Source organism: Adlercreutzia sp. ZJ141 (assembly GCF_011038965.1).
In the GTDB taxonomy this organism is placed as follows: domain Bacteria; phylum Actinomycetota; class Coriobacteriia; order Coriobacteriales; family Eggerthellaceae; genus ZJ141.
Genome location: NZ_JAAKEB010000011.1, coordinates 1 through 22,020, shown reverse-complemented (window position 1 = coordinate 22,020; position 22,020 = coordinate 1). Strand labels below are relative to the sequence as shown.

Annotated in this window: 17 protein-coding genes and 1 tRNA gene; 13 read left to right on the top strand and 5 right to left on the bottom strand. The window is 53.4% G+C overall.

Translation table 11 applies throughout. The features are described from left to right. Window positions 1–69 precede the first annotated feature (69 nt). Entirely contained in the window at window positions 70–1,020 is a 951-nt protein-coding gene (locus G7Y44_RS06680; RefSeq protein ID WP_371807468.1) for a D-alanine--D-alanine ligase family protein, read from the top strand. Between the two features lie 82 nt (window positions 1,021–1,102). Here G7Y44_RS06680 and G7Y44_RS06675 read toward each other — a convergent pair whose 3' ends face one another. Beyond that, window positions 1,103–1,747 carry a hypothetical protein gene (locus G7Y44_RS06675; RefSeq protein WP_165248533.1) on the bottom strand — a complete coding sequence of 215 codons (645 nt, stop codon included), beginning with the start codon at window positions 1,745–1,747 and terminating at the stop codon, window positions 1,103–1,105. A gap of 88 nt (window positions 1,748–1,835) precedes the next feature. Here G7Y44_RS06675 and G7Y44_RS06670 point away from each other — a divergent pair, with 88 nt between their 5' ends. The 5 genes from G7Y44_RS06670 to G7Y44_RS10510 all read left to right on the top strand — a co-directional run bounded on the left by G7Y44_RS06670 (window position 1,836) and on the right by G7Y44_RS10510 (window position 10,891). Then, a complete protein-coding gene (locus G7Y44_RS06670) occupies window positions 1,836–4,832 on the top strand; it encodes a helicase C-terminal domain-containing protein (protein WP_165248531.1) in 2,997 nt (998 codons plus the stop codon). A 20-nt stretch (window positions 4,833–4,852) separates the two neighbouring features. Beyond that, window positions 4,853–6,535, top strand: coding sequence for a hypothetical protein (locus G7Y44_RS06665; RefSeq protein WP_165248529.1), 1,683 nt, complete (start codon window positions 4,853–4,855; stop codon window positions 6,533–6,535). A gap of 74 nt (window positions 6,536–6,609) precedes the next feature. Further along, window positions 6,610–9,948: a M28 family peptidase gene (locus G7Y44_RS06660; RefSeq protein ID WP_165248527.1), complete on the top strand. Its 3,339-nt coding sequence runs from the start codon at window positions 6,610–6,612 to the stop codon at window positions 9,946–9,948. A gap of 127 nt (window positions 9,949–10,075) precedes the next feature. Continuing rightward, window positions 10,076–10,225 carry a DUF5679 domain-containing protein gene (locus tag G7Y44_RS06655; protein ID WP_165248525.1) on the top strand — a complete coding sequence of 50 codons (150 nt, stop codon included), beginning with the start codon at window positions 10,076–10,078 and terminating at the stop codon, window positions 10,223–10,225. Between the two features lie 132 nt (window positions 10,226–10,357). Beyond that, window positions 10,358–10,891 carry a methylated-DNA--[protein]-cysteine S-methyltransferase gene (locus tag G7Y44_RS10510; RefSeq protein WP_165248523.1) on the top strand — a complete coding sequence of 178 codons (534 nt, stop codon included), beginning with the start codon at window positions 10,358–10,360 and terminating at the stop codon, window positions 10,889–10,891. Between the two features lie 42 nt (window positions 10,892–10,933). On the opposite strand, the gene G7Y44_RS06645 is transcribed toward G7Y44_RS10510, so the two are convergent. The 4 genes from G7Y44_RS06645 to G7Y44_RS06630 all read right to left on the bottom strand — a co-directional run bounded on the left by G7Y44_RS06645 (window position 10,934) and on the right by G7Y44_RS06630 (window position 15,278). Then, window positions 10,934–12,739 (bottom strand): glucosaminidase domain-containing protein, encoded by a 1,806-nt coding sequence (locus G7Y44_RS06645; protein ID WP_165248521.1) that lies wholly within the window; start codon window positions 12,737–12,739, stop codon window positions 10,934–10,936. Between the two features lie 742 nt (window positions 12,740–13,481). Then, window positions 13,482–13,555, bottom strand: a tRNA-Gly gene (locus G7Y44_RS06640). A 72-nt stretch (window positions 13,556–13,627) separates the two neighbouring features. Further along, complete coding sequence (locus G7Y44_RS06635) at window positions 13,628–15,010, bottom strand: tyrosine-type recombinase/integrase (RefSeq protein ID WP_165248519.1); 1,383 nt, start codon at window positions 15,008–15,010, stop codon at window positions 13,628–13,630. Beyond that, window positions 14,985–15,278: a helix-turn-helix domain-containing protein gene (locus G7Y44_RS06630; RefSeq protein ID WP_165248517.1), complete on the bottom strand. Its 294-nt coding sequence runs from the start codon at window positions 15,276–15,278 to the stop codon at window positions 14,985–14,987. The genes G7Y44_RS06635 and G7Y44_RS06630 overlap by 26 nt, the downstream gene beginning before the upstream one ends. A gap of 367 nt (window positions 15,279–15,645) precedes the next feature. Between G7Y44_RS06630 and G7Y44_RS06625 the strand changes: the two genes are divergently transcribed. From G7Y44_RS06625 to G7Y44_RS06595, 7 genes are all read left to right on the top strand, one after another. Continuing rightward, a complete protein-coding gene (locus G7Y44_RS06625) occupies window positions 15,646–15,930 on the top strand; it encodes a helix-turn-helix domain-containing protein (RefSeq protein WP_165055374.1) in 285 nt (94 codons plus the stop codon). 219 nt (window positions 15,931–16,149) lie between these two features. After that, window positions 16,150–16,893, top strand: a complete 744-nt coding sequence (locus G7Y44_RS06620) for a hypothetical protein (RefSeq protein WP_165248515.1) — start codon at window positions 16,150–16,152, stop codon at window positions 16,891–16,893. A 26-nt stretch (window positions 16,894–16,919) separates the two neighbouring features. Next, a complete protein-coding gene (locus G7Y44_RS06615; protein WP_165248513.1) occupies window positions 16,920–17,465 on the top strand; it encodes a hypothetical protein in 546 nt (181 codons plus the stop codon). Then, complete coding sequence (locus G7Y44_RS06610) at window positions 17,462–19,288, top strand: VirD4-like conjugal transfer protein, CD1115 family (protein ID WP_165248511.1); 1,827 nt, start codon at window positions 17,462–17,464, stop codon at window positions 19,286–19,288. Before G7Y44_RS06615 ends, G7Y44_RS06610 begins: the two co-directional genes overlap by 4 nt. A 194-nt stretch (window positions 19,289–19,482) precedes the next feature. After that, window positions 19,483–19,698, top strand: coding sequence for a hypothetical protein (locus G7Y44_RS06605; protein WP_165055366.1), 216 nt, complete (start codon window positions 19,483–19,485; stop codon window positions 19,696–19,698). A gap of 10 nt (window positions 19,699–19,708) precedes the next feature. Then, window positions 19,709–20,158, top strand: a complete 450-nt coding sequence (locus G7Y44_RS06600; RefSeq protein ID WP_165248509.1) for a PrgI family protein — start codon at window positions 19,709–19,711, stop codon at window positions 20,156–20,158. A gap of 67 nt (window positions 20,159–20,225) precedes the next feature. Continuing rightward, on the top strand, window positions 20,226–22,020 hold a 1,795-nt coding region (locus tag G7Y44_RS06595), incomplete at its 3' end, for a VirB4-like conjugal transfer ATPase, CD1110 family (protein WP_165248616.1).

The following is a 22,020-nucleotide window of genomic DNA, read 5'->3' as shown; positions in this document are numbered from 1 at the left end:
GAGCTGCGCTGATAAGAGGGCGTTTTGCTATACTGCATGAGCCGAATAATATAGCGAAAAGGAGTTGTGGTGAACACGTTGAATCCGAGCTCATGCAGTGTCGCATTGCTTGCTGGCGGAAAGAGCGGCGAGCGAGAGATTTCTCTCGCTTCTGGTAAGGGTGCTTATGAAGCACTTAGAGAAGCGGGTTATTCGGTTACCATGCTCGATCCGGCGTCGAACGATGACCTCGTATCTTTGATTACCGGTGATTTCGACGTTGCCTTCTTATGTATGCATGGTAAATACGGTGAAGATGGTACGCTGCAAGGTATGCTTGAAATGATTGGGTTACCATACACCGGGTCAAACGTGTGGGCGAGTGCTTTAGCTATGGATAAAGCAAAGGCAAAACTGTTCTATACTCAAAACGACATTCCAACTCCTTTATCAATCACCCTCCATATTGATAATGAGTATTCTCTAAAGGAAATCGTAAATACCGTTGGGGAACACTGTGTGGTGAAGCCTGGGACTGAAGGAAGCGCACTTGGCGTGTTTATCGTTAAAGGGGAACAAGAAATAGCCGATGCGATAAACCAGGCGTTTGATATTGATACCGAGGTGTTGATAGAACGCTACGTTCAGGGAACTGAGTTGACGGTAGCTGTTGTGGATGATCACGATACAACAAAAGCGCTACCTGTAATTGAAATCGTACCAAAAAGTGAGTTCTACGACTTTGAGTCGAAATACGCCCCTGGTGGCTCTGAACACATATGTCCTGCACGTATTTCTAGTGAAACGACCTGTCGTGCGCAAGATCTTGCTATTCGAGCACATAAGGCACTAGGATGTTCGGGGGTTTCGCGAACCGATATTATTCTCGACGAGAACGGGGAGTGTTGGGTGTTGGAAACAAACACACTTCCCGGAATGACGAGTACATCGCTGCTTCCCGATGCCGCTCGCGCAGCGGGAATTAGCTTTCCTGAACTTTGTACTATGTTGATACGAGATGCTTTAAAAACTTCAAACTAGGTAATGTGAAAGAAAAGCCCCTATCGAGGGGCTTTTCTTTCATCGGGAGGTGTTATACGAAGTATTCTTTCTTGATGAGGTATTAAAACAGCCCGAAAGAATGCAGGATAAAAGCAACGAAAGCGATAAGGCAGAGAATAAATGCCCAGCTGATCAAATAGCAGCCTATATTCCCTTTTCTTCCGTGTTCGACCATTTTCTCCGTAAACGATCGCCTTGTTTTAATGAATGCGGTTCCCTTATCTAATGTTGGCAACTTAGTCTTCGTTGAAGGGAGCCAGTTTCCATTACTATCGATAATACTCTGTAATTCATGATCGTTTAGCAAAAGGGAACGTCGGTTGCCGTCGACCATATCGTTGCCAAATTTACTCACAAACGGAAGGAATGATTCTTCAAGTGAGGGATCGTAGCATATGAGAGCCATTTCACCCCAATATTCACCTGGTTCGGGGATATCGGAATATGCGATAAATGAAAGTACTGCGTTCAATTTCCATCCGCGTGCAGAAAGGACACGTAGTGTTCTCGAAACATTTGCGTTAAAAAATCCAACCTCTCCGTCGAAACGGTTTTTCAGCCAGGCGATTGAAACGTGGTTTTCTGTTTTGAAAACGATATCGTAGCGGTCGCCAACAAGATTGTCGGCTCCTAATAGAACCGCCGCCTCTTTTTTTGAAGGAGTACTGAAGCGCTCGTAGGAACCGAAGAATTTGTCGGTAAGCACGGGATTCCTTTCGTCCGTGGTGGGACCAGCAGCTGTGTTTGGGGTAGTATGACCTGCTGAATGTATGATAGATGATAAGGTGGGGCGTATGGAAAATAAGCATATAACTGGAATACCTGCGGCATTGAATGCGTTTATCAGCGATGGGACGCCCGACGAGATTGTATTCCGATACGCTTCGCTTACTGAAGTGGCAAAGTCGCACGATTTTGGCGATTTAGACCACAATATCGTTGTTATAGATACTGAGACAACAGGTTTTTCGTTCAATCATGACGAACTGATCCAAATTGCGGCAGCACGTATGGAACAAGGAAAGATCATCGATTGGTATGTAACGTTCGTGAATCCCGGTAAACCCATTCCCGAAGAGGTTGCTCGACTAACCAATATTCATGATGAAGATGTGATCGATGCCCCTTCCCCTAACGAAGCACTTGCAGGTTTGGTGGAATTCGCAGGCGATGCTAAACTGGTTGCCCATAACGTAGATTTTGATCGCACGTTTACTACACGGCATCCCAGCGGGTATCCGCTCCTTGAAAACACATGGATCGATTCGCTTGATCTGTCGCGTATTGCTCTTCCCCGTTTAAAGTCGCATCGTCTGATCGATTTGGTGAAAGCGTTCGGACTTCCTTTATCGACACATCGTGCCGACGATGATGTGGCGTCTACGTGCGCCGTGTTACGTGTACTGTTTGCTGCAGTGTATGAAATGCCCCTGAATCTCACAGCGTTCATTGCTAGCTTGGCATCACAGGAAGAATGGTCGAGCCGTATCGTGTTCGATGAGATCACTCGCCAGAAAGCAGCCAATACTGCCATTCCTCGTTTTTCGTTGCGTTCGATTCGCGATGCAAGGGTGTGTACTCGGGAATTTAACGCAAAGGCTGATGCAGACGATATAGCAGCTGATCCTATAAGGAATCTTACGTTTCCTTCGAGTAACGAACTAAGTGAATTGTTTTCCCGAGACGGGTTACTCGGCCGCATGTATGATGACTACGAACCTCGCAAAGAACAGTGTACTATGGGTTGCGTAGTGGGAGCTGCATTTGAACGCAGTGAGAACTTAATTGTTGAGGCGGGTACTGGAGTGGGAAAATCGATGGCGTATCTGGTGCCGTCGGTACTTCTCGCGAAACGGAACAACATTACCGTCGGTGTGGCGACGAAAACAAACGCATTACTTGATCAGCTGGTGTACCATGAGCTTCCCGCTCTCGCTGCGGCTTTACAAGATACGTATCCCGATATGAGTCCGCTTACCTATGCGTCGTTGAAAGGTTTTTCGCATTACCCTTGTTTGCGCCGTATTGACCAAATTGCTGCTTCGGGTGCGCATATGAAAGAGGTGGCGGGCAAAAGCGTATCGCAGGCTCCTGCGATTGCGGCGCTACTGTCGTATATTGAGCAAACCGAATATGACGATATGGATTCCCTGAAGCTTGATTACCGCGTGCTTCCGCGAAAGGCTGTTACTACGACGAGCCATGATTGTTTGAGAAGGAAATGCCCGTATTTCAACACGTCGTGCTTTGTTCACGGGCAGCGTCGCCACGCTGAGCACGCTGATATTATTGTGACGAATCATAGTTTACTGTTCTGCGACCTTGCTGCCGATGGAGGGCTTTTACCTCCGGTGCGGTATTGGGTTGTTGATGAGGCTCATGGAGCAGAACAGGAAGCACGCCGAGCGTTTTCGGTGAGCTTAGAAGCAGAAGATCTGCTGCGAGCAGCTGCACGCGCAGGTGCCGATGAATCGGCTCGCAACGTGTTTATCGCAGCTGAACGACGAGTCGATGCCGGGGGCAACGGTGAGAAAGCAACATTGTTCTATACGCTCACTTCGCGCGCAAAGTCAGCGGGAAAGATGTATGCGGAAGCGGCAGCAGCATATGCAGAGCATATGAAGGACATGGTGTTTTTCGCTCCCGGTAAGCGGGGACGTGGCTACGACATTGCGGAAGTGTGGTTAAACGATGACGTACGGCGCAGCGCTACGTTCGCCCATATGGCAACGTTTGCTGATACGCTCATCGACGCGGCAGAAAAGCTGGTTACTACGTCGCAGGAGCTTGTTGCTTATCTTGAGGATGTTGAGGGTGCTGCCGAGGTTCAACGCGAGATCGCGTCTCTTGCCATGGAGGCGAAACGGCAGATTAATGCGTTAGAGCTGATTATCCGTTCGCCAAGCGATAAATACGCATATTCAGCGACGGTAAGCCGCAAGCAGGATCGCGTTATGGAAAAACAAGAAGCGTTGCTGGTAGAGGTAGGAGGCAAGCTAAACGAAACACTATTCGCCCGAACCCATTCGGTGGTGTTTGCTTCCGCAACGTTGTCGGTGAATGGAACGTTTACTGCGTTTGAATCGGCGTTGGGTTTAAATACTGGTGAATTCTCGCACGCACGCACCTGCATGCTTGATTCTAGTTATGACTTTGATACGAATATGATTATCTATGTGGTATCTGACATACCCGAGCCAATGGATCCTTCGTATTTGAGTAAATTACAATCGCTGCTGATTGCCACTCATATTGCACAGCAGGGTTCAATGCTTACACTATTTACGAATCGCCGTGAAATGGAAGCCTGTTTTAACGAGGTACAGCCTTGTTTGAAAGCGCATGACCTACGACTGGTTTGTCAGAAGTGGGGAGTGTCGGTGAAGGGTCTTCGTGACGATTTTCTCGCAGACGAGCATTTATCACTGTTTGCTTTGAAGAGCTTTTGGGAGGGATTCGACGCACCAGGGGCTACGTTGAAAGGAATAATCATTCCGAAGCTTCCCTTTGCGAAACCGACTGATCCCTTGTCGTGCGAGCGCGCTGCGCGCGATGATCAGGCGTGGCGCAAGTACGTGCTTCCTCAGGCGATCTTGGAAACGAAGCAAGCGGCTGGACGACTTATTCGGAAAGCCGATGATACCGGTGCGCTCATACTTGCCGACAAGCGGTTGCTTACCAAGTCGTACGGGCGTGCTTTCTTGAATTCTATGCCGAGTAGAACTGTGAAAGTTATGACAACAGCCGATATTATTGCCGATATTGCCGCGCACGCTGTGCGTAAAGGTTAATGTGTCGGTAGGTTTGCGTTATGTCGAAGCATAGTAACAAGATATCCCGTGCAGCGCACATTAAGCAGAACACAAAAGGAACTTCGAATGAGGTTTCTTTAAGCGTGCTCGATGCGATCAAAGGCGAGCTTGATGGCACAAAAGGCGATATTAACGTACGTAAACCTGGGCGTATTCCGTTATTGAGGTTACCGGGACGTCGTAAGCGAGGGGGAACACCCGAAAAAGAGAAAGGGTTAACGCTTCCTGGTGGAGGATTTGTATCAACCGAAGGTTTGCCCCAAAGTAATTCGCGCATCGGCGGCATTCAACTAGAGTCGTCGGATAAGGTAACGGGCTCGAAGAAGCCAAAAGGTCATCCTTGGATTGTTGGTGGTTTTTCGTGGGCTCGCGCGTTCGGAAAGGCGAAACAACAACCGCACGTAGGTGAAAGCGCTCCGATAAAAGAGTCTCCATTTGTAGAAGAATTATCGAGCACATCGACTACATCTGAAGTTAAGGAAACGTCGTCTGCTTCTATTCCTGCCGACCTCTTGCAGGTGGAAACCACTGAACCTTTGAATAAGCATCGTCGTTGGAACGAACGCTCGTCTCGGGACACATTCAATACATCTCAGCCTACGGTAGGATTGGGACGCACTCCTGAAGAGGAAATAGCCTGGCGAAAAGCGCGCCGCCGTAAAGGAAAGGCCTTAGCGGTGGCAGCGGTGTGTCTGATGTCTGTCGCATTAGCGGGCGGAGCGCTTTGGTATGGTGTTCGGTATTATGAGGCTCAGCAGGACAGCTTAGCTGACCTGAATGCCGCTTTGTCGCTGATTGAAGAAGCCGACGTGTCGGTGCTCGCGTTTGACGAAATAGTGGACGATCCGGTTTCGGCGGTCAGTGTTTCAAGTACCGGTTCGTCGGGAGACAGCATTGAGGTTGTTCGCACTTCAGAAGAAGGGTCCGACGTGTCAGAGCTTTCCATTGGCGAGAAGAATATCACCATTGATGCCTCTGATCTCATGAAACGCCGGTCGGATGCAGTTTCAGCACAGCGTCTTCTTGATGATGCGAATAAAAAAGCGCGCGAAGCATCACTTAATCTTACTGACGCCGATGATAGAGAAGCGGCAAACCAGGCGGTTGTTGCTATTGACGCGAGAAAAACCATGATTGACCAGGCACTGAAGATTTCTGAACCTACACAACACGTTGCGGAATGTTCCGAAGTCGCCTCTGAAGCATGGTCGAGGGTGATCGAAGGAGACAAGCTGGCCCGCGAATCAGCGAAACTCGTTGAAGATGCGACTGAGGAAAACCTGCGTGCTTCGAAAGAGATGAGCGAGCAGGCCCAAGCGCTGTTTGATCAGGCCCAAGCGCTGTTTGAGCAGGCTCGCAATTTGTATGAAGAAGTTGACTTCTCGTCATTCGAGGCGTATTTAATCAAACGCCGTGAGGCTATGGGGTATGCGATCGCATCGGATGTTGCTTTGATCGAACGAAACAAGGAAGAGGCGGCATCTCAAAACGATGCGTACGAGGCATGCGATGCAGAAGCGGTGTCACTTGCCGGGCAGCTTCCCGAAAATCCCAGCGAAGCGGTGCGGGAAACATATGATACCGAAACCGCTCCTTTCCGTGAGGTATACGATACCGCGCGTATGCAGGCAGGTACGGCAGATGCTATTCTTCGTGATTATTTGGGAGCGCAGGACAAATAGCGTATACTGGTCAACGTGTATACCTAATTAGCGTGCACATTTTGTTACAAAGCGAAAACGAAAGGCACAGAACAATGCCTGACATGATCGACCGTATAGCGTATCTCTCCCAGGAGATAGGTCCACGTCCTGCGGGTACAGAAGAAGAGCAACAAGCCGCCTCTTATATAGCTGAAGCATTTAAAAAGAATGCAGGCCTTGATGCCGAAGTGGAGGATTTTACGGGTGTTCCCGCGCATGAGTTGCCGGCAGTAATCTGCTGCGGCGCATCGCTTTTCCTAACATTGTTGTCGATGTTCGTAGCACCTCTTAGAGTTCCTGCCCTCATTATTACCGTCGCTGCTGCGGCTATTTTCGTTGCTGAGGCGTTCGGATACCCTGTTATCTCACGTTTTTTGGGTAGCGGAGTCAGCCAGAACGTGGTTGCCCGCTTCGAACCACGTCATGATCCCGAACAAGGGCCAGCACGACGGAGAAAGATCGTGTTGGTTACTCGTTACGACAGTGGGAAAGTACGCTCTGAGTTATCGGGTGGGCTTGCTGGCGCACAACGAGCTTTGAATCTCGTTTCGCTTGGTGCCATGGTTGCGCTTGCTGTGCTCGCATTTGTGCGCACGGTGTTTTTAGCAAATGGCGAGGGCGCGTCTATGGTTGTATTAAATGTGCTGTCGGTTATTGCGATGCTGCTCGCGGCTATTCCTATTGTGGTGTACATTTTGCATCAGGTTGCACAATATAATGAAGCGGCGAACGGCAGTGCGTCGGGCGTTGCCATGATTATCGAACTTGCGCGTCGTATTTCGCGAGAGCAAACTTCGTACGATGCCGAAGATGCTACCATGCATGGTGAAAACGCCTTGCGTGCGAGCGGACTTATTCCCGATGGAGCGGTGCTTTCTTATGATGACGCACCTGTAAAGGAACCGCCCCTCGCGCCACAGACCGAGGCTGAGCGCCTTGCAGCGGCAAAAGCGGCTATTGCTGCGCTGTCGGGACAGCCAGTTACTGGAGCAGGTGTGTCGAATATCTCGGGTAATTTGGTGAATGTGAAAGAGCCGCCGGTGACGTATGACCCCGAAGAAAGCAAGGCAGTGCGTGACGAAACACGTGACGCTCTGAGCTCCATTCCCGAAAACACGGTTGCCGAAGCACTTCAGAAGGCCGAAGCCTCGCAACCCGAGGAAGAATACTCTCAGGATGTTGCAGCTGTCACTGCTCAGCCAACCGTTTCAAGTTATCCTGTGCCAGTTGACGATGGTATCCCCGATTGGTTCAAAAAAGCCCAGCGCAACGCCAAACGACCGAAAGACGAAGGACGCCCGGTGCAGCGCAGCCGTTACGCAAGCGCGCTTGATGCTGCGGTGCAGGAAAGCTCGGGCCACTTTATGCAGGCGAATGCTGTGGTTGAACATAAGCTGGAAGAGGCTCTTTCCGTGGGGAAAGAAGAGATCCGTGAGGTTGAACCACCTGAGTGGGCGATGGCTAGCGCAACAGCGGCTTCTCAGGTTCAATCTGCGGCACTGCAAGCCAATCCTTCGTCGTTCTTTCATCAAGCGGCTAGCATCGATGGAGATGTGTTCCCCGAAGTTATCGAGCAACCTGAGACGGTTGTCTCTGATGTTAATGCATCGCAACAAACTGTCGCCGACCAATCGCCGGTCGATTCTTTGTCACATGAGATGATTCAACAGGCTCAGCGGCAATCTGATGAGCCGATACAGGTTTCTTCGCCTGAAACGCCTGTCGTTATTTCAGGTGAAGCACAGCCTGAGCAAGTTGCGAGGGTTGGTCAGGGCGAAACCGCTGTGTCTGTTGAACAAATTGAGCACGGCATGAGCACCGAACAAAAAAAGCAACCTGAGCAAGGGTCATCGGGCCTATTGGATGGCGTGATCGAACAAGGACAGATCGAAGCGATTGACGAGCCACGCATTGCCATGCCGTCGTTCCTTGATCCGGTGAAAGTGCAGCAAGAAGCTCAGGCGGCACAACCGAATGCTCCGCGCACAACTGACCGTGTGAACGTGACGGTTGATCCAGCGGCCACTACAGGGCGAATTTCATCGTCGTTGCGCCCGGCGGCACAGGTTAAGGAACCTGCAAAGCCACATCGTCGATCAATTAAGCTGCCCGATATTGCGGAGAAGAAGGAATACGAGCCGGTGGCGAATGCCCATAAGCAGCGTGCGCCTTTGGCTGAAGCTGGGTCGCTGAGCTCCCGTGTGCCTGCGGTGACAAACCAGGGAACCGCTCCTGACAACCGTAGACAAGCTCTTCGTTCTTTGTTGCCGTCGTTGTCGGCTGCTATTATGCCAGTTGAGGACCAGGCAAAGGAAACTCTGCCCGAGCCAGTGAGCAAACCTGTTGGCTTGACCGGATCGTTTGCACCGATCAACGAAGAACTGTTGAACAACGTTGACCCGGACGACATCTATGTTGATGATGCTGACGATTCTGCATACGACGAGGACTTTACTGAAACGGGAGCGTTCGCAGGTGCCGGATACGTTGATATGCCCACGTCGCGCGTATCGCGCTTCTTCGGTAAATTGAAGCCCAAGTCGAAGGAAAGGGACACGTCAGCTCAAGAATGGCTGAACGTGGATGAGGGCTTCGATGCTCGCACGGTAGGTAAGGAACGTGGTGGTTGGGAGAGTTTCCGACAAGAAGACGACGCTATTCCCGAAGTAGCTCAGTCAAACGGTGAGTACGAAGATGGTTTTGAAGACGATGAATACGTCGAGTATGATGATGGTCTTGGTGCCACTACGGCATTCGATCCGTTGGCGGACGATGCCGATTTCGAAGGATTCTTTGAAGAATCAGAACCGGTGAAGAAACATCGCTTCCCCTGGCAGGGTGGCGCATTCTCGGCGGATATGCTTGCCGATACCAGTACAGGTGACAGTGGAGCTCAAGTTGCTGCTACTATGGGTTTTGAGGTCGATGAAGTTCGCCAATTCCGCAATGCGGGTATAACCACTGAAGTGTGGTTTGTTGCGCTGGGAGCTGAACTTGAGGGGAACTCGGGTATGAAGGCGTTCTTGAACGAGCATAGTCAAGATCTTCGGGGGGCCCTGATCGTGAATGTCGATTCCATTGGTGCTGGCGACCTCTGTCTGATCGAACGCGAAGGATCGTATCGCTTGGCAAGGGCTTCGTCTCGCATGAAGCGTTTCCTGAAGAAGGCGACGCAGGTGACGGGCGTGCGCACCAACACGGCAACCATTGCGTTTGAAGATAGCGCGGCATCGGTTGCTATCAAGAATGGGTGCCAGGCGATGCATCTTGCGGGCATGCAGAACGGCAAGCCTGCGCTGTACGCAGAGGCGCAGGACACGGTGGATGCGATTGACGCGGAGCTGCTCGATGCTCGCGCCAACTTCCTTATGGAGTTCATCAAGGCCGTTTAAGCTAGTCACAGCAGGGTTATTCTGGTATTGTGAAACGAGATAGCAGTTTTGTCGAAGGTCGTTTCGGCGGGGCTTGAAGATCGTGTATGAGTACGAGAGCGGAGCGCAATTTAGGAAAGGAAAGACCATGGCGACAGAAGCTTATTGCGTGAAATGCAAGGCTAAGAAGGTTATGCAGAACCCACGCGAAGAGAAGATGAAGAACGGCAAGCCAATTCTGAAGGGAATGTGCCCCGACTGCGGCACAACCATTTGTCGCATCGGAGCAACGAAGTAGCCGTTGAATAATATATCGTTTTTAACAATCGGGACCTTCGGGTCCCGATTGTGTCAAATGACAAGGGATTGACAAAGGGTATCTAAGGCGCCGGGTAATCAAGGCGTAAGCGACTAAAAAAGGGGACAGAAGATGCGCTCCTATGCAGAATACGACTCGCCGGTCGGGCGGCTCACCATTGTAAGCGATAAGGGCGCTGTGTGCGGACTGTGGTTTGAAAACGGCCGGCATCAAGATGCTTCGCTGCTTGAATCTGCCGAACGAAACGCAAAAGATCCTGTGCTCTCACACCTGCGCGATTGGCTCGACGCTTATTTTGAGAAGAAGCGTCCCGCTGTAGACGAGCTTCCGCTTACTCCTGCTGGAAGCGAATTTCAGCAGGTGGTTTGGCAGCTGCTGCGGGATATCCCCTATGGCGAAACGGTAAGCTACGGGGAGCTTTCCGAGCAAGTTGCCGCTGTGCGCGGCGCATCATCGCCGCGTTGCGTTGGGCAAGCGGTAGGGCGCAATCCTATTGGCATTATTGTGCCCTGTCATCGCGTCGTGGGAGCCAATGGGAGCCTTACGGGGTTTGGTGGAGGAATCGGCGTCAAAGTTAAGCTGCTTGAACATGAAGGCGTCGATATGAACCGTTTCTTCATACCCACGAACGGCACCGCGCTTTAACAAACGGTGCCGTTCGTGTTTTGTGGGTTATGAAGAAGATGGTTACTGTTGGGTAGGTGTAAGATCCTCTTGAGCTGGGTTTTCTTCATCTTCTTCAACCGGCTTGGTTTTGCAAATGCGCTTTGCGAAGGTCGGTTCCTTTTCCTCTATTGATGTGATCTTAACCACGTCGCCTGGAGCTGAGGCTTCTATATAGCAGCCTTCGCCAAGGTACATGCCAACATGTCCGCACACGCCCTTATCGTCCGCAAAGAACACCAAATCGCCCATGTGAAGATCGGCAAAGTCGACATCTTCGCCTTGAATGCACTGGTAGTAGGTCGTGCGAGGAATAGACATTCCGAGCGCTTCCTTATACGAGTAGCTTACCAGTCCAGAGCAGTCGAAGGCACCGGGAACGTTGCCTCCCCAGACGTACTTATCGCCTAGATGGCTGGTTGCTTCGATAGCCAAGTCTACAAGGTCGCGCTCTTCAAGAAGAGGTTCGTCAGAGTTTGAACCCGCTGTCTTGTTGGTAATCGTATTGTCGAGGTCATCCTCTTCGATAGGGACCTGGTACGTTTCCACCAGCTCGTAATCAAGCGACTCGTCATAGCGGGTTAAATCGTACGTTTCAATAATGCCACACAGTTTTTCCGCATAGGATGAATCTGTAGCGTAGCGGCCTTGCAAGTACGCGCATGCTTTTTCATACGTGGGGGCGACGCTTTTGAGCGCGCCTCGGTATAGCACAGCGTTATCCTTAGTCAAAAGGTTGACGTAGTCTTTCAGGGATTCTTCGAAGGTTGAATACGTGCGGAACTGAGCGGTGATAGCGCTCATGTTTCCGTTGCCGTCGTCTTCCAAGGTTCCTAAGGAAACAGATGACCCCTTGTAACTACCCTTTATACCGAAAAGATTGCGATTGGGACTTTGAGCTAATTGCGAGTTGCCCGAGTTAGATTCTAGAATTGCCTGTGCGATCATCACCGACGCGTACAAGTCGTTTTCTTCTGCAAGTTGACGGGCAGGTTCTCCGATGATGGCAATGAACTTGGTGGTCGTGAGATTCTGCTGCACCGGCCGATGCACATACTCTTTGCTGCCCTCATATGTCCATGCTGGATACGAAGGTTCGCTGCTTGTTGAAGTGGCTGATGAGGACAGATGGCTCTCGGCTCCTTCAGTGGGCGTTTCACCTGCCGCGTTGTCGGTGACGCCTTCTGCGGTATTGTCATCAGGTGTTGTTGCTGGAGAAGTATCTTCGCTGGTATTGTCCTCGTCATCGCTTAGATCGGGTGACTCCTCGGGATCAGCAGGGTCGGTTGGATTGGCCGGTTCCGTGGGGTTTGCTGGGTCGGTTGACGTTCCGGCATTCGGCTGCTCCGTTTCGCTTCCTGTAGGGTCAGGCGTGGTTTCTTGCGTTTGGTCATCGCTCGTGTTACCGCCTGTTGCGGCGTTGTCGGTATCGGTGTTGCTGCCGGCGACGAGTGTGCTTTGCAACGCCGCGATGGAGTCGGCGAGTGCAGCATCGACGCTTCGAAGCTTAGGCAGGTTGAAGTTGAGCACCTCGGCTTTCGTGAACCCGTAGTTAAGAAGACTCTGTTCCATTGTCGCAGCGTCGCATCCCTGAAGGCCAAGAGCTGCAATCGTATACGCCCTTGTAACTTCGCTATCGACGCTTGCCACAGCTCCTTTGGCGGCTTCGGTTGCTTGTTCGGATTCAGTTGCGTACGCATTGGCTGCAAGGTAGACGGGGGCGGGTACACAAAGCAGCGCGCTCAACGTTATAGCGGTCCCGTATTTCACAAATCGTCCCTTGTTGGAACGCGATGGCAGCGAAAGATCGGTGCTTTTCGAGTTGGGCATAAGTTCCTCCTTGCATGACAAAACAATGCCAGATGGCATCTAATTTCTCTATGAGCGTGTTTCGGTTCGCAATAATAAGACATTTCTAGCAGTTTGACAGCAATTGTACAGAAACGTCGCAGAGCCTTCTTATGTCTAGCAAAGTTCACCGAGTTAGAAAAATGAAGTGAGAGAAAATCCCGCTGGGAGACGTGCGTCGGAAAATACCTTAAGGAAGTTGTCGATGGGGAGACGGGGCGGTTGCCGTGCGGCCTTTGGCTGCTTTACGGTTTGAGAGGCGAACAGGATTGCTGCATCGATCTAGACACGTTGCCATGGCTTACGCAAGAGAGAAGAGCTTATGCGAGCGGTATTATGCCGGTGCGTCCTGGCGTTGATGTTTTGAGTTTGCTTGCACATATGGGTATTGACGCTTCGAAAGAGCGTTCGACGAAATAAGAGCGTCCTATGAACAGCGCTTATAACAACAACGAACGCCGTCGGTCGTGACGGCGTTCGCACGTGTGCTCTGGAGCGGGCGACGGGACTCGAACCCGCGAATACAAGCTTGGGAAGCTCCATCCTTACCCAACCTTCTACGACCTGAATTAACCGTCTGACCTTGCTTTTCTTAAAACTAACACTGTAATATTAGCAAACGTACTGGACAAAATACTGGAAAAACGATTATTTTTCCAACCAATCAACAGTTCTACTTTGAAACACGAAAGTCGCCAAAAGGCGACTTTCAACACGGTTTTTATGGAGCGGGCGACGGGAATCGAACCCGCGTTGTAAGCATGGGAAGCTCAAGTTCTACCATTGAACCACGCCCGCACTAGCGAATTATTATAACGCTACCTTCACACTTCCCACCTGTCATTTCAACGAAACCCCATGAGTCTCAGCTTAAACGGCGGCGCGCAGAAAGCTCATATATCTTGATCCGATCCCAATACCCGTGTTCGGCACATAACCAGCGTACAGGTCAAGGGTGTAGGCAGAGCTTGCATGACCCATAAGCACAGAGACAGTTTTAATGTTCTCTCCATTGGCTAAGTTCAAAGTAGCAAACGTATGTCGGAGTGCATAAGGTCTTATGCCTTCAAAGCCAACTGAGTTGATGAAGCTCTTCCAATCCCTAAGCCAAGATTGATAGGTTCGAGGAACGATGTCTGGGCTGCACACCAGCATGGACATCGAGGGCTTGAGCCCCATTGCTTTCATTTGGTTCGACTTGATGTCGATCCACACCTTAACTTCGCCAGCTGTGAAGGCATCGACCGGCACCGATCTTCGCCCTGCATCTGACTTGGGGTAGCCCTTTATCGTCTTACCGTCACGGTCTAAAGCGCTAACTATATTGATCACAGCTCCAGAGTCATCGAAAGCTATGTCGCCGACATGGATGGCAAGCATCTCTTCCGGGCGCATTCCTGTGTTCAAGAGCAGCAACAGGCTCACTTTGAAATAGCCCAGGGGAAGTTTCTCGACTTCACTCAAGAAACGTCCGGCATCGTCGGCCATAAAAGGATCGATCAAAGGCTTACTCTTCTTGAACACGCGAGTGAGGAACTTTGCCTTCGCAACGTTCTTCAGGACGTCATCCTTCTCGAGTGCGTAATTCATGACCTCGCGAAGGAACTTGAGTATTTTCGACTGCATGTCGGGGCCTGCGACCTTTATGGGCTTGTATGGCTTCTTTAAGGTGCCGTGCTTCTTTGCCCACCTGACTGTCTTACGGTTCTCTTCCCATGTCGCCTGGCGCTCAAGTGCCCACTTCTCGGAAAGCTCGGGGACTTTGAGCAGGCATCTTTCAATGTCTTCTGCTGTAACTTTGCATATTGGGATCTCGCCAATGGTCTCGTTTATGTACTTTAGGAACAAGCGCTCATGCTTGATGACGGCGTTGGTGACTGACCCGTTGCTGCGGATCTCGATGTAGCGCTCGATGTAGCTCCCTAAAGGTGACATGCATTTGCCAGACTTGGTCTTTTCGTCGTCACTGCGAGTACAGCCTCGCAGCTCAAGCGCACGTTCCAGTTCGGCGTTTTTCGTATCTTCGAACGCTTCGATTTGATCCTTAAGGTCTTCCCTTTTGTTGAGCGCGAAAACGACTTTGGTGAGCTTCTTCTTGCCGTCGAAACAAGTGCGGTATTCCTCAGGGATGCGAATGGTCAACTGGTAAGCCGTCGTCCGCGAATCATTGCGGCGACGACGTGGTAGACCCTTCTGCTTCCGCGCTTCGTCCAAATCATACGGTTTGTCACACCTGAGCTTCTTCTTCCCCAATTTCGGTTCCAGCCTTTCGATTCTTGTTGAAGTAGTTAAGAAGCCCAAGTTTTGGAATGCACCATTTGATTCCGATCCGGCAGCCCTGAATGTCCCCTCTGTTCAAAAGCTTCCTGATCTCCTGCCCGGTCGAGCCGGTAAAGTCTGCGACTTGGTCCGGTGTCATCATGTATGGATAAGGTTCCAACATGAAAAGGTAGAGATTGTCCGGGTCGGCATCTCTAAGGCGTTGTTCGTCGTATGGGACTTCTTCTATCTCCTTTTCCATATCAGCCTCCTCTCGCTAAGGTGGCTTGCTGCCACAATCTTTTCTTCTGTTGACATTTGGAGCAATGATGCGAAAACACCGATCGCATCATTGATATTTCGGAATTAATCTGCCTCGCGCATGCGAGGTTGGTGCGTATTCGAGTATCAAGGTGCTCGACTCGGCGTACGTTTCCCAGATTGCGAAAAAGCAGCGCTGTTTCGTTTCCTGAACACTAGTGAGAAAAGAATCGAAGACTGCAAATATTCACCATGCCGGTGAAATAAATAACTCCGAGGGAGAAACAATCAAAAGAGTGCCTGTATCGCCTTTAGCCTAATGAATGCACTTATTGGATTAATGAGAAAGATACGTTAGGTAAACGAGGATGGAGCTAATCGAGCTAATATCGATAAGGATTGACGAAGTCCGCTCGCAACACGGCCAAGACATTACCGAGCTAGCGAGACGCGCCGGTATTAAAGACAAGACCCTTTGGAAGACCCTTCACGGAACCAGAGAAATGAAGGCTGACGAGCTTATCGCTCTCTGCTACGTCCTCAAGCTCGATTTCAACCATTTCATCGATGAGGAGATCCGAGAAGATCTTGATGCCCGGTGCTGGAAGGCGATTCAAGACCTAAGCACGAATCCTCATAGCTTCAGACGTTGATCGTCCGGTTAGTTAAACAACAACATGAGCAAAAGCAACCGCAAACCATTTCCACAAGCAATTGCTTTCCCTCGCTATAAAGAAACCGGCGGCGGGGAGATACATATCGCCCGAAACACAGTTAACTCGAACCCCTTCAGGGCGCGATTCGAAAGACAAGTGCCCTGCCGTTCTCGCCAAAGCAGCCGGCCAAGGAGAATCCGAGACGAAGGACGAAAGATGTACAACATGCATCCGGTGACCCCCGAAGAGCAGGAGAGCTTGGAGGAGGTATGCCAGCGAAACGACTGGCTCAAGCGCGGCGGCTGCGACTGGCAGGACGACCCCTACCTCGAAGAGTACCCCTACGAGTTCGACCGCTGCTTTTCCATCGACGATTTGTCGGACTTCTTCCAAGCCGGGAACTGGGCCATACGTCAGGGCGTCGTCTACGGCGATCTCGCATTCATCCAACAGGTCAACGGCGGTGACGAGTGGTGGGCGCTCAAGAAGGACGGGGATGATTGGATCCCCTTCGAGTCCGTGAACTTCAAGCCCCTCGCAAAGGACAGATCCGAGCTCGTGCGCCACATCGCGGGAATGCGCCTCGCCACGCCCGAAGAATGCAAACACCTCGACTACCTACCGGAAAGGGCAGGGCTCACCTGGGGCGGCGACGCGTTCCCCTATCTCGACGACGGGTCGGTTAAGGCCCGAGGCGAGAACTTCGTGATGTTGGTCGAGGCGACCCGTACCGGCAAGATGCTCACGTTCAAAGGAGCAGGTCTTATAGACATCTCCGAACACGACCAGGAGGACATGACGCTCATCCAGACGATCAACGCCCAGATCAGCGCCTATGAGCAGCACATGAGACAGCCGCAGGCGATGACGATCGGGCAGAGGATCAAAGAGGCCGTGCGCGCAGTCAAATCGCAAGACAGAGCCGAGCGCGCGGCAGACCCGCGCGTGGGCGAACGATAGGCAAAGCCTTCGAAGGAGGTGAGGGCATGGCAAGTGACTTCGGGGACGAATCGGGAGAGAAGCTCTTCGACTGGTTCTTGCGGCTCGGGCAAGACGCGAGCGAGGAGGCCATCCGCGCATCAGCAGAGAAGCTGAAAAGTGCGCTACGCAACCTGCGCGGAAGCCTCGACGGAAAAGCACCCGGCCAAGATGTTGCGGTGCGCGAGTTCGCACGCCTCAACCTCTCCGAGTTCGAAAAGCTGCCCGACTATGCGAGCTTGCGCGAGATCATCGACGAGAGGCTCATCCAAGCCGCCATCGAGCACGACTTTGCAGTAGTGGGCGGACATGACCACCTAGTATTCCGCGTGGCGGACGCACCTGAGGTTGACGAGGTCTTCCGCACGCTTGAGAAAGACGTGGATGCCGAGCTTGAGCGCGCATGCAAGGCGCGCGAGGTCAAGCTTTCGCACGCGCGCGATGAGGAGCCGCTCGAGGACAAGGCGCGGGCAGCGCGGACGGCGAGCAAGGCGGCGCACGAGGCGAAAAACGCTACCCATAAGGTCGAGCGCTTCGAGGTGAAGACGCGATGAGAGGAGAACTCGCCCTCATCACGACGCTCTCAGCCCTCGCGTTTGCGGCCGGAGATATCGCATGCGGCACGCTTTTGTCAGCTCAAGAGCCGCAAGCGGACATGGCGGCGCTTCTGCTCTCGAACATCGCTTCGGGCAAAGTCTTCTTCCTCGACCCCCTGCCGCTTGCGATAGGGGCTGCGCTTTCGTGTGCGGTGTGGCTTGTCTGGGTGCGCTCGTGGGAGCGGCGCGGGCGCTATCGCAAGGGCGAGGAGCACGGAAGCGCTCGCTGGGCGAGCCGCAAGGAGATGGAGGCGTTCTCGGACAGGAGCGATGCTGACAACAACATCCTTCTGACCGAGCACGCTTCGATCAGGCTCATCGACAAGGCCCACGACCAGAAGACCGAGACCAACAACAACGTACTTGTCATAGGCGGCCCCGGCACGGGCAAGACCCGCTACTTCGTCAAGCCCAACCTCATGCAGGTTAACGCCAACTACTTCATCACCGACCCCAAAGGAACGCTCATACACGACATGGGCTGGGTGCTCGAAGACGCCGGATACGAGATCAGGACTTTCGACACCATCGACTTTGCGCGCTCCCTCCACTTCAACCCGCTGTCCTACGTTGACGGCGAGGCTGACGTCCTTCGCTTCGTCGAGTGCATCATCCGCAACACCACAGGAGACGACCAGCATGCAGGAGACCCCTTCTGGGAGAACGCCGAGAAACTCCTCTACACAGCCCTCGTCTCGTATCTGCTTTTGCATTGCCCCGAAGAGGACAGAAACATCCCGGGCCTCCTCGCGCTTTTGGCCCTGGCTGATGCGCGGGAGGACGACGAGGACTACATGAGCCCGCTTGACATGCTCTTCCACGAAATCGAGACCGGCGAGAGGCTCATGAAGGTGGCCGACGTGAAAGGCTACGACGTCTCTTCACGCGAGTTCCAGCCCGCATCGAGCGGGTATGCCTGGGTGAAGGTGGCCTCTCCCATACGACCAGAGGACGACTTCGCGCTCGCGAGCTACAAGCAGTTCAAAGTCGCCGCCGGGAAAACGCTCAAGTCCATCATGGTGTCGTGCAACGTGCGCATGAAGCCCTTCGACGTCGCCGAGATGAGAGAGCTGCTCGCTTACGACGAGATGGCGCTCGACCATCTGGGGGACGCAGGCTCCAAAGTCGCCGTCTTCTGCTCGATGTCGGATACCGACTCGACCTTCGACTTCGTGTTCGCGCTTCTCATGCAGCAGGCGCTCGACGCGCTTTGCGAGGTCGCCCTTTCGCGCTTTTCAGGATCGCTGCCGAGATGTGTTCACTTCGTCTTCGACGAGTTCGCCAACATCGGCGTGATACCTGACTTCGAGCGCATGATAACGGTGACGAGGAGCAGAAACATCGCCGTGTCCATGATCTTGCAGTCGCTCTCCCAGCTCGACGAGAACTACGGGGAGAACAACGCAGCGACCATCATGAACGCATGCGACACGCTCCTTTTCCTGGGCGGCAAGTCCGCTGACACCAACCAGAAGATCGCAGACATGATCGGAAAGCAGACGGTGGCAAGCGTCTCCGTGAACGACTCGCGAGGGGCGAACCCCTCCTACACGCACAACTACGGCCTTATCGAGCGCGACCTCATGCAGGCATCCGAAGTTTCCCGCATGCCGCGCGATGAGGCGCTCGTGCTCATCAACGGAGCGCAGGCCTTCAAGGACAAGAAGTATCCCTTGGACAAGCACCTGAGACGCATGTTACTTGACGCCGCACGCAAGCGCGGTGCCTTCGACTTCACGCGCTACCGGGCCCGAAGGGAGGGGTCGCTCATGGATGAGTGAGAAGGCTGCGGCAGGCTCACAACAGCCATCAAAGGCCGGTCGTGATTCCACGCACGCCCGGCCGCCGCAGCCGATCAAGACGCAAAGGAGCGCACGCGCCCTTCGCGAGGCTAATTCTACCATCGCATGCAAGAGCCCCATTCCATTTCTTGGGGGTCTTGCGCGCACAACCAAGACGCAAAGGACATGAAGACATGCTCGCAAACATCATCAACCTGGTGTCGGGTTGCGTGACCTTCCTCGGCGGCTTTCTGGTCGTCTGGGGAGCGGTGTCGCTCGGCCTTGCCATCAGGGAACAGCAAGGAGGCTCGCAGATCGCCTCCGCCATATCAACCATCGCAGGTGGCGCCATCATCATCGCCGCCGCAGTCTATTTCGGGGCGCTCGACACGTCCTGGCTTCCGGCGTAAGGGGGCAGGCATGTCCCTGCAGATCCCCGTTCAGAAGGACATCGGCGAATACGAGGAGAAGATCGTCGGCAAGCTCTCGTTTCGAACGCTTCTGTGCGTGACGGGAGGGTTCGGCTCGGCTATCGCCGCAGCTGCCATGTGGCATTTCTGGGTCGGCATAGAGGTGGCTGATGCGGCCTTCCCCGTCATGTGCGCATCGATCCCGTTTTGGCTCGTCGGCTTCTGGCGGCCCTTCGGAATGCGCGCGGAGAAGTTCATCCCTCTTCTGGCAGCGCATCACATCAAAGACCAACGGCTGCTCTACTCAAGCCCTGCCGCACCAGACCTTAAGCGCATCGAGGCTGGATGCCCGAGCAGGAAGGCGAGACGCGCAGCGAGAAGGAAAGGAGCTGAGGGCAATGAGCCATCCAGACAGGAAAACGAAGAAGAAAAGCGAAAGAGCCGAAAGGAAACGTCTTAAGGAAAAGCGAAGGGCGGCTCGCGAGAAGGCGAGGTCGCATGCGCCGAGCCCAGGCGTTCTCCGTCAGATGATGGGAGCGACATCTAACGCCGAGCGCTCGAAAAAGGCACACGAGGAGAAGGTGGCGCGCCAGAAGAAGGCGCGCGCCGCTGCCAAGGACATATCGTCGTTCATCGGTTACGACGCGATGTATAAGGACGGCATCGCCCAGGTCGAGGAGGGGCTCTTCTCCCAGACCGTCGAGTTCGCAGACATCTCCTACCAGTCGGCTCGACGCGAGAGCCAGCAGAACATATTTTCCGTACTCTCCTCGCTCTACAACTACTTCGGGGCCGACTCGTGCGTCCAGCTCACCATCGCCAACGTGCCCATCCCCGCAGACGAGATCGGGCACAAGCGCTTCTTTCCCGAGGACGACCCCGACACGTCCAAGTACGCGCGCGAGTACAACCAGATCCTAAACGACAAGATGCGCGAGGGGATATCAAACCTCACGCGCCACCGATACCTCACCTACATGGTGGGAGCTGACGACGTCACGGATGCCGTGCCGAAGCTTTCCCGCATCAAAGGCGACGTGATAGATACCCTCTCGCGCATCCGCTGCGACGCACATGCGCTTGACGGCACCGAGCGCCTGCGCGCCATCCAGTCGCAGCTTCGGCCGCGCGCTCCCTTTACGTTTACATGGGAGAAGATTAGTCCCCGCTCAAACGTGCGCACACGCGACCTCATCGCGCCAGCCCTCATCGACTTCAAGCCGAGCGGCCGCGCAGACATCTTCAAGGTCGACGAGACGTACGGATGCGTGCTCTCGATCCGCACGTTCGGCTCGATGCTTGAGGATAGCTACCTCGCAGCCATCATCGATCTGCCCATGCCGCTGTCGGTGAACCTCCACATCCAGCCCATCGCGCAGTCAGATGCGCTCGCGCTCGTGAAGCGCCAGCTCGACTGGATGGACAAGGAGATCATCGACGAGCAGATGAGCGCCATGAAGAAGGGCTACGATTACACGATCCTGCCCCCTGAGCTTCGCTATTCCAAGGAGGAGGCCGAAGAGCTCCTCGACTTTTTGCGCAACAAAAACGAGCGGCTCTTCGTCTACACCGGCCTTGTCTACACCTACGCTGATGCGATAGAGACACTTGAGCGCCAGGTGGAGCAGGTCATCTCGGTGGGCCAGGGAAACTCCCTTGGGATCGAGCCTCTCTACTACCGCCAGCGCCAGGCCTTGAACTCGGTGCTGCCGCTGGGGGCAAACCACATCGATGTGACGCGCTACCTCACCACCGGCCAGATCGCCATGCAAATGCCCTTCGCCTCCCTTGAGCTCAACCAGGAGGGCGGTGGCTACTACGGGCAGTCCAAGCAGTCCGGCAACCTCGTCATCTGCAACCGCAAGAAGCTCGCAAGCCCCATGGGGTTCGTTTGCGGCAAGCCCGGCTCCGGAAAGTCGTTTTCGGTGAAGCGAGAGATCACGAACACCGTGCTCGCCTACCCCGAAGACGAGATCATCATCTTCGACCCGGCCGGAGAATACGGAAACCTCATCGAGGCATTAGGCGGCGTGAACGTACGTCTTGCCCCCGACGCTGACACGGCACTCAACCCCTTCGACCTCGCAGACGTGGAGGGCAAAGCCGACGCCGCACAGCTCGCGTTCAAGATCGATGCGTTTTTGGCCCTTTCAAGCGCAATGATGGCGGAGTCTTCCGAAGGCCTTCCCGAGGCTGACAAGTCAATCATCACGCGCTGCGTCGAGGCGGCATACGCCAGGTGCGCAGATGGTGCCACGACCCCGACCCTCACCGACTTTCATGCGGTGCTGCTCGACCAGCCGGAGGCTGAGGCGCGCGACA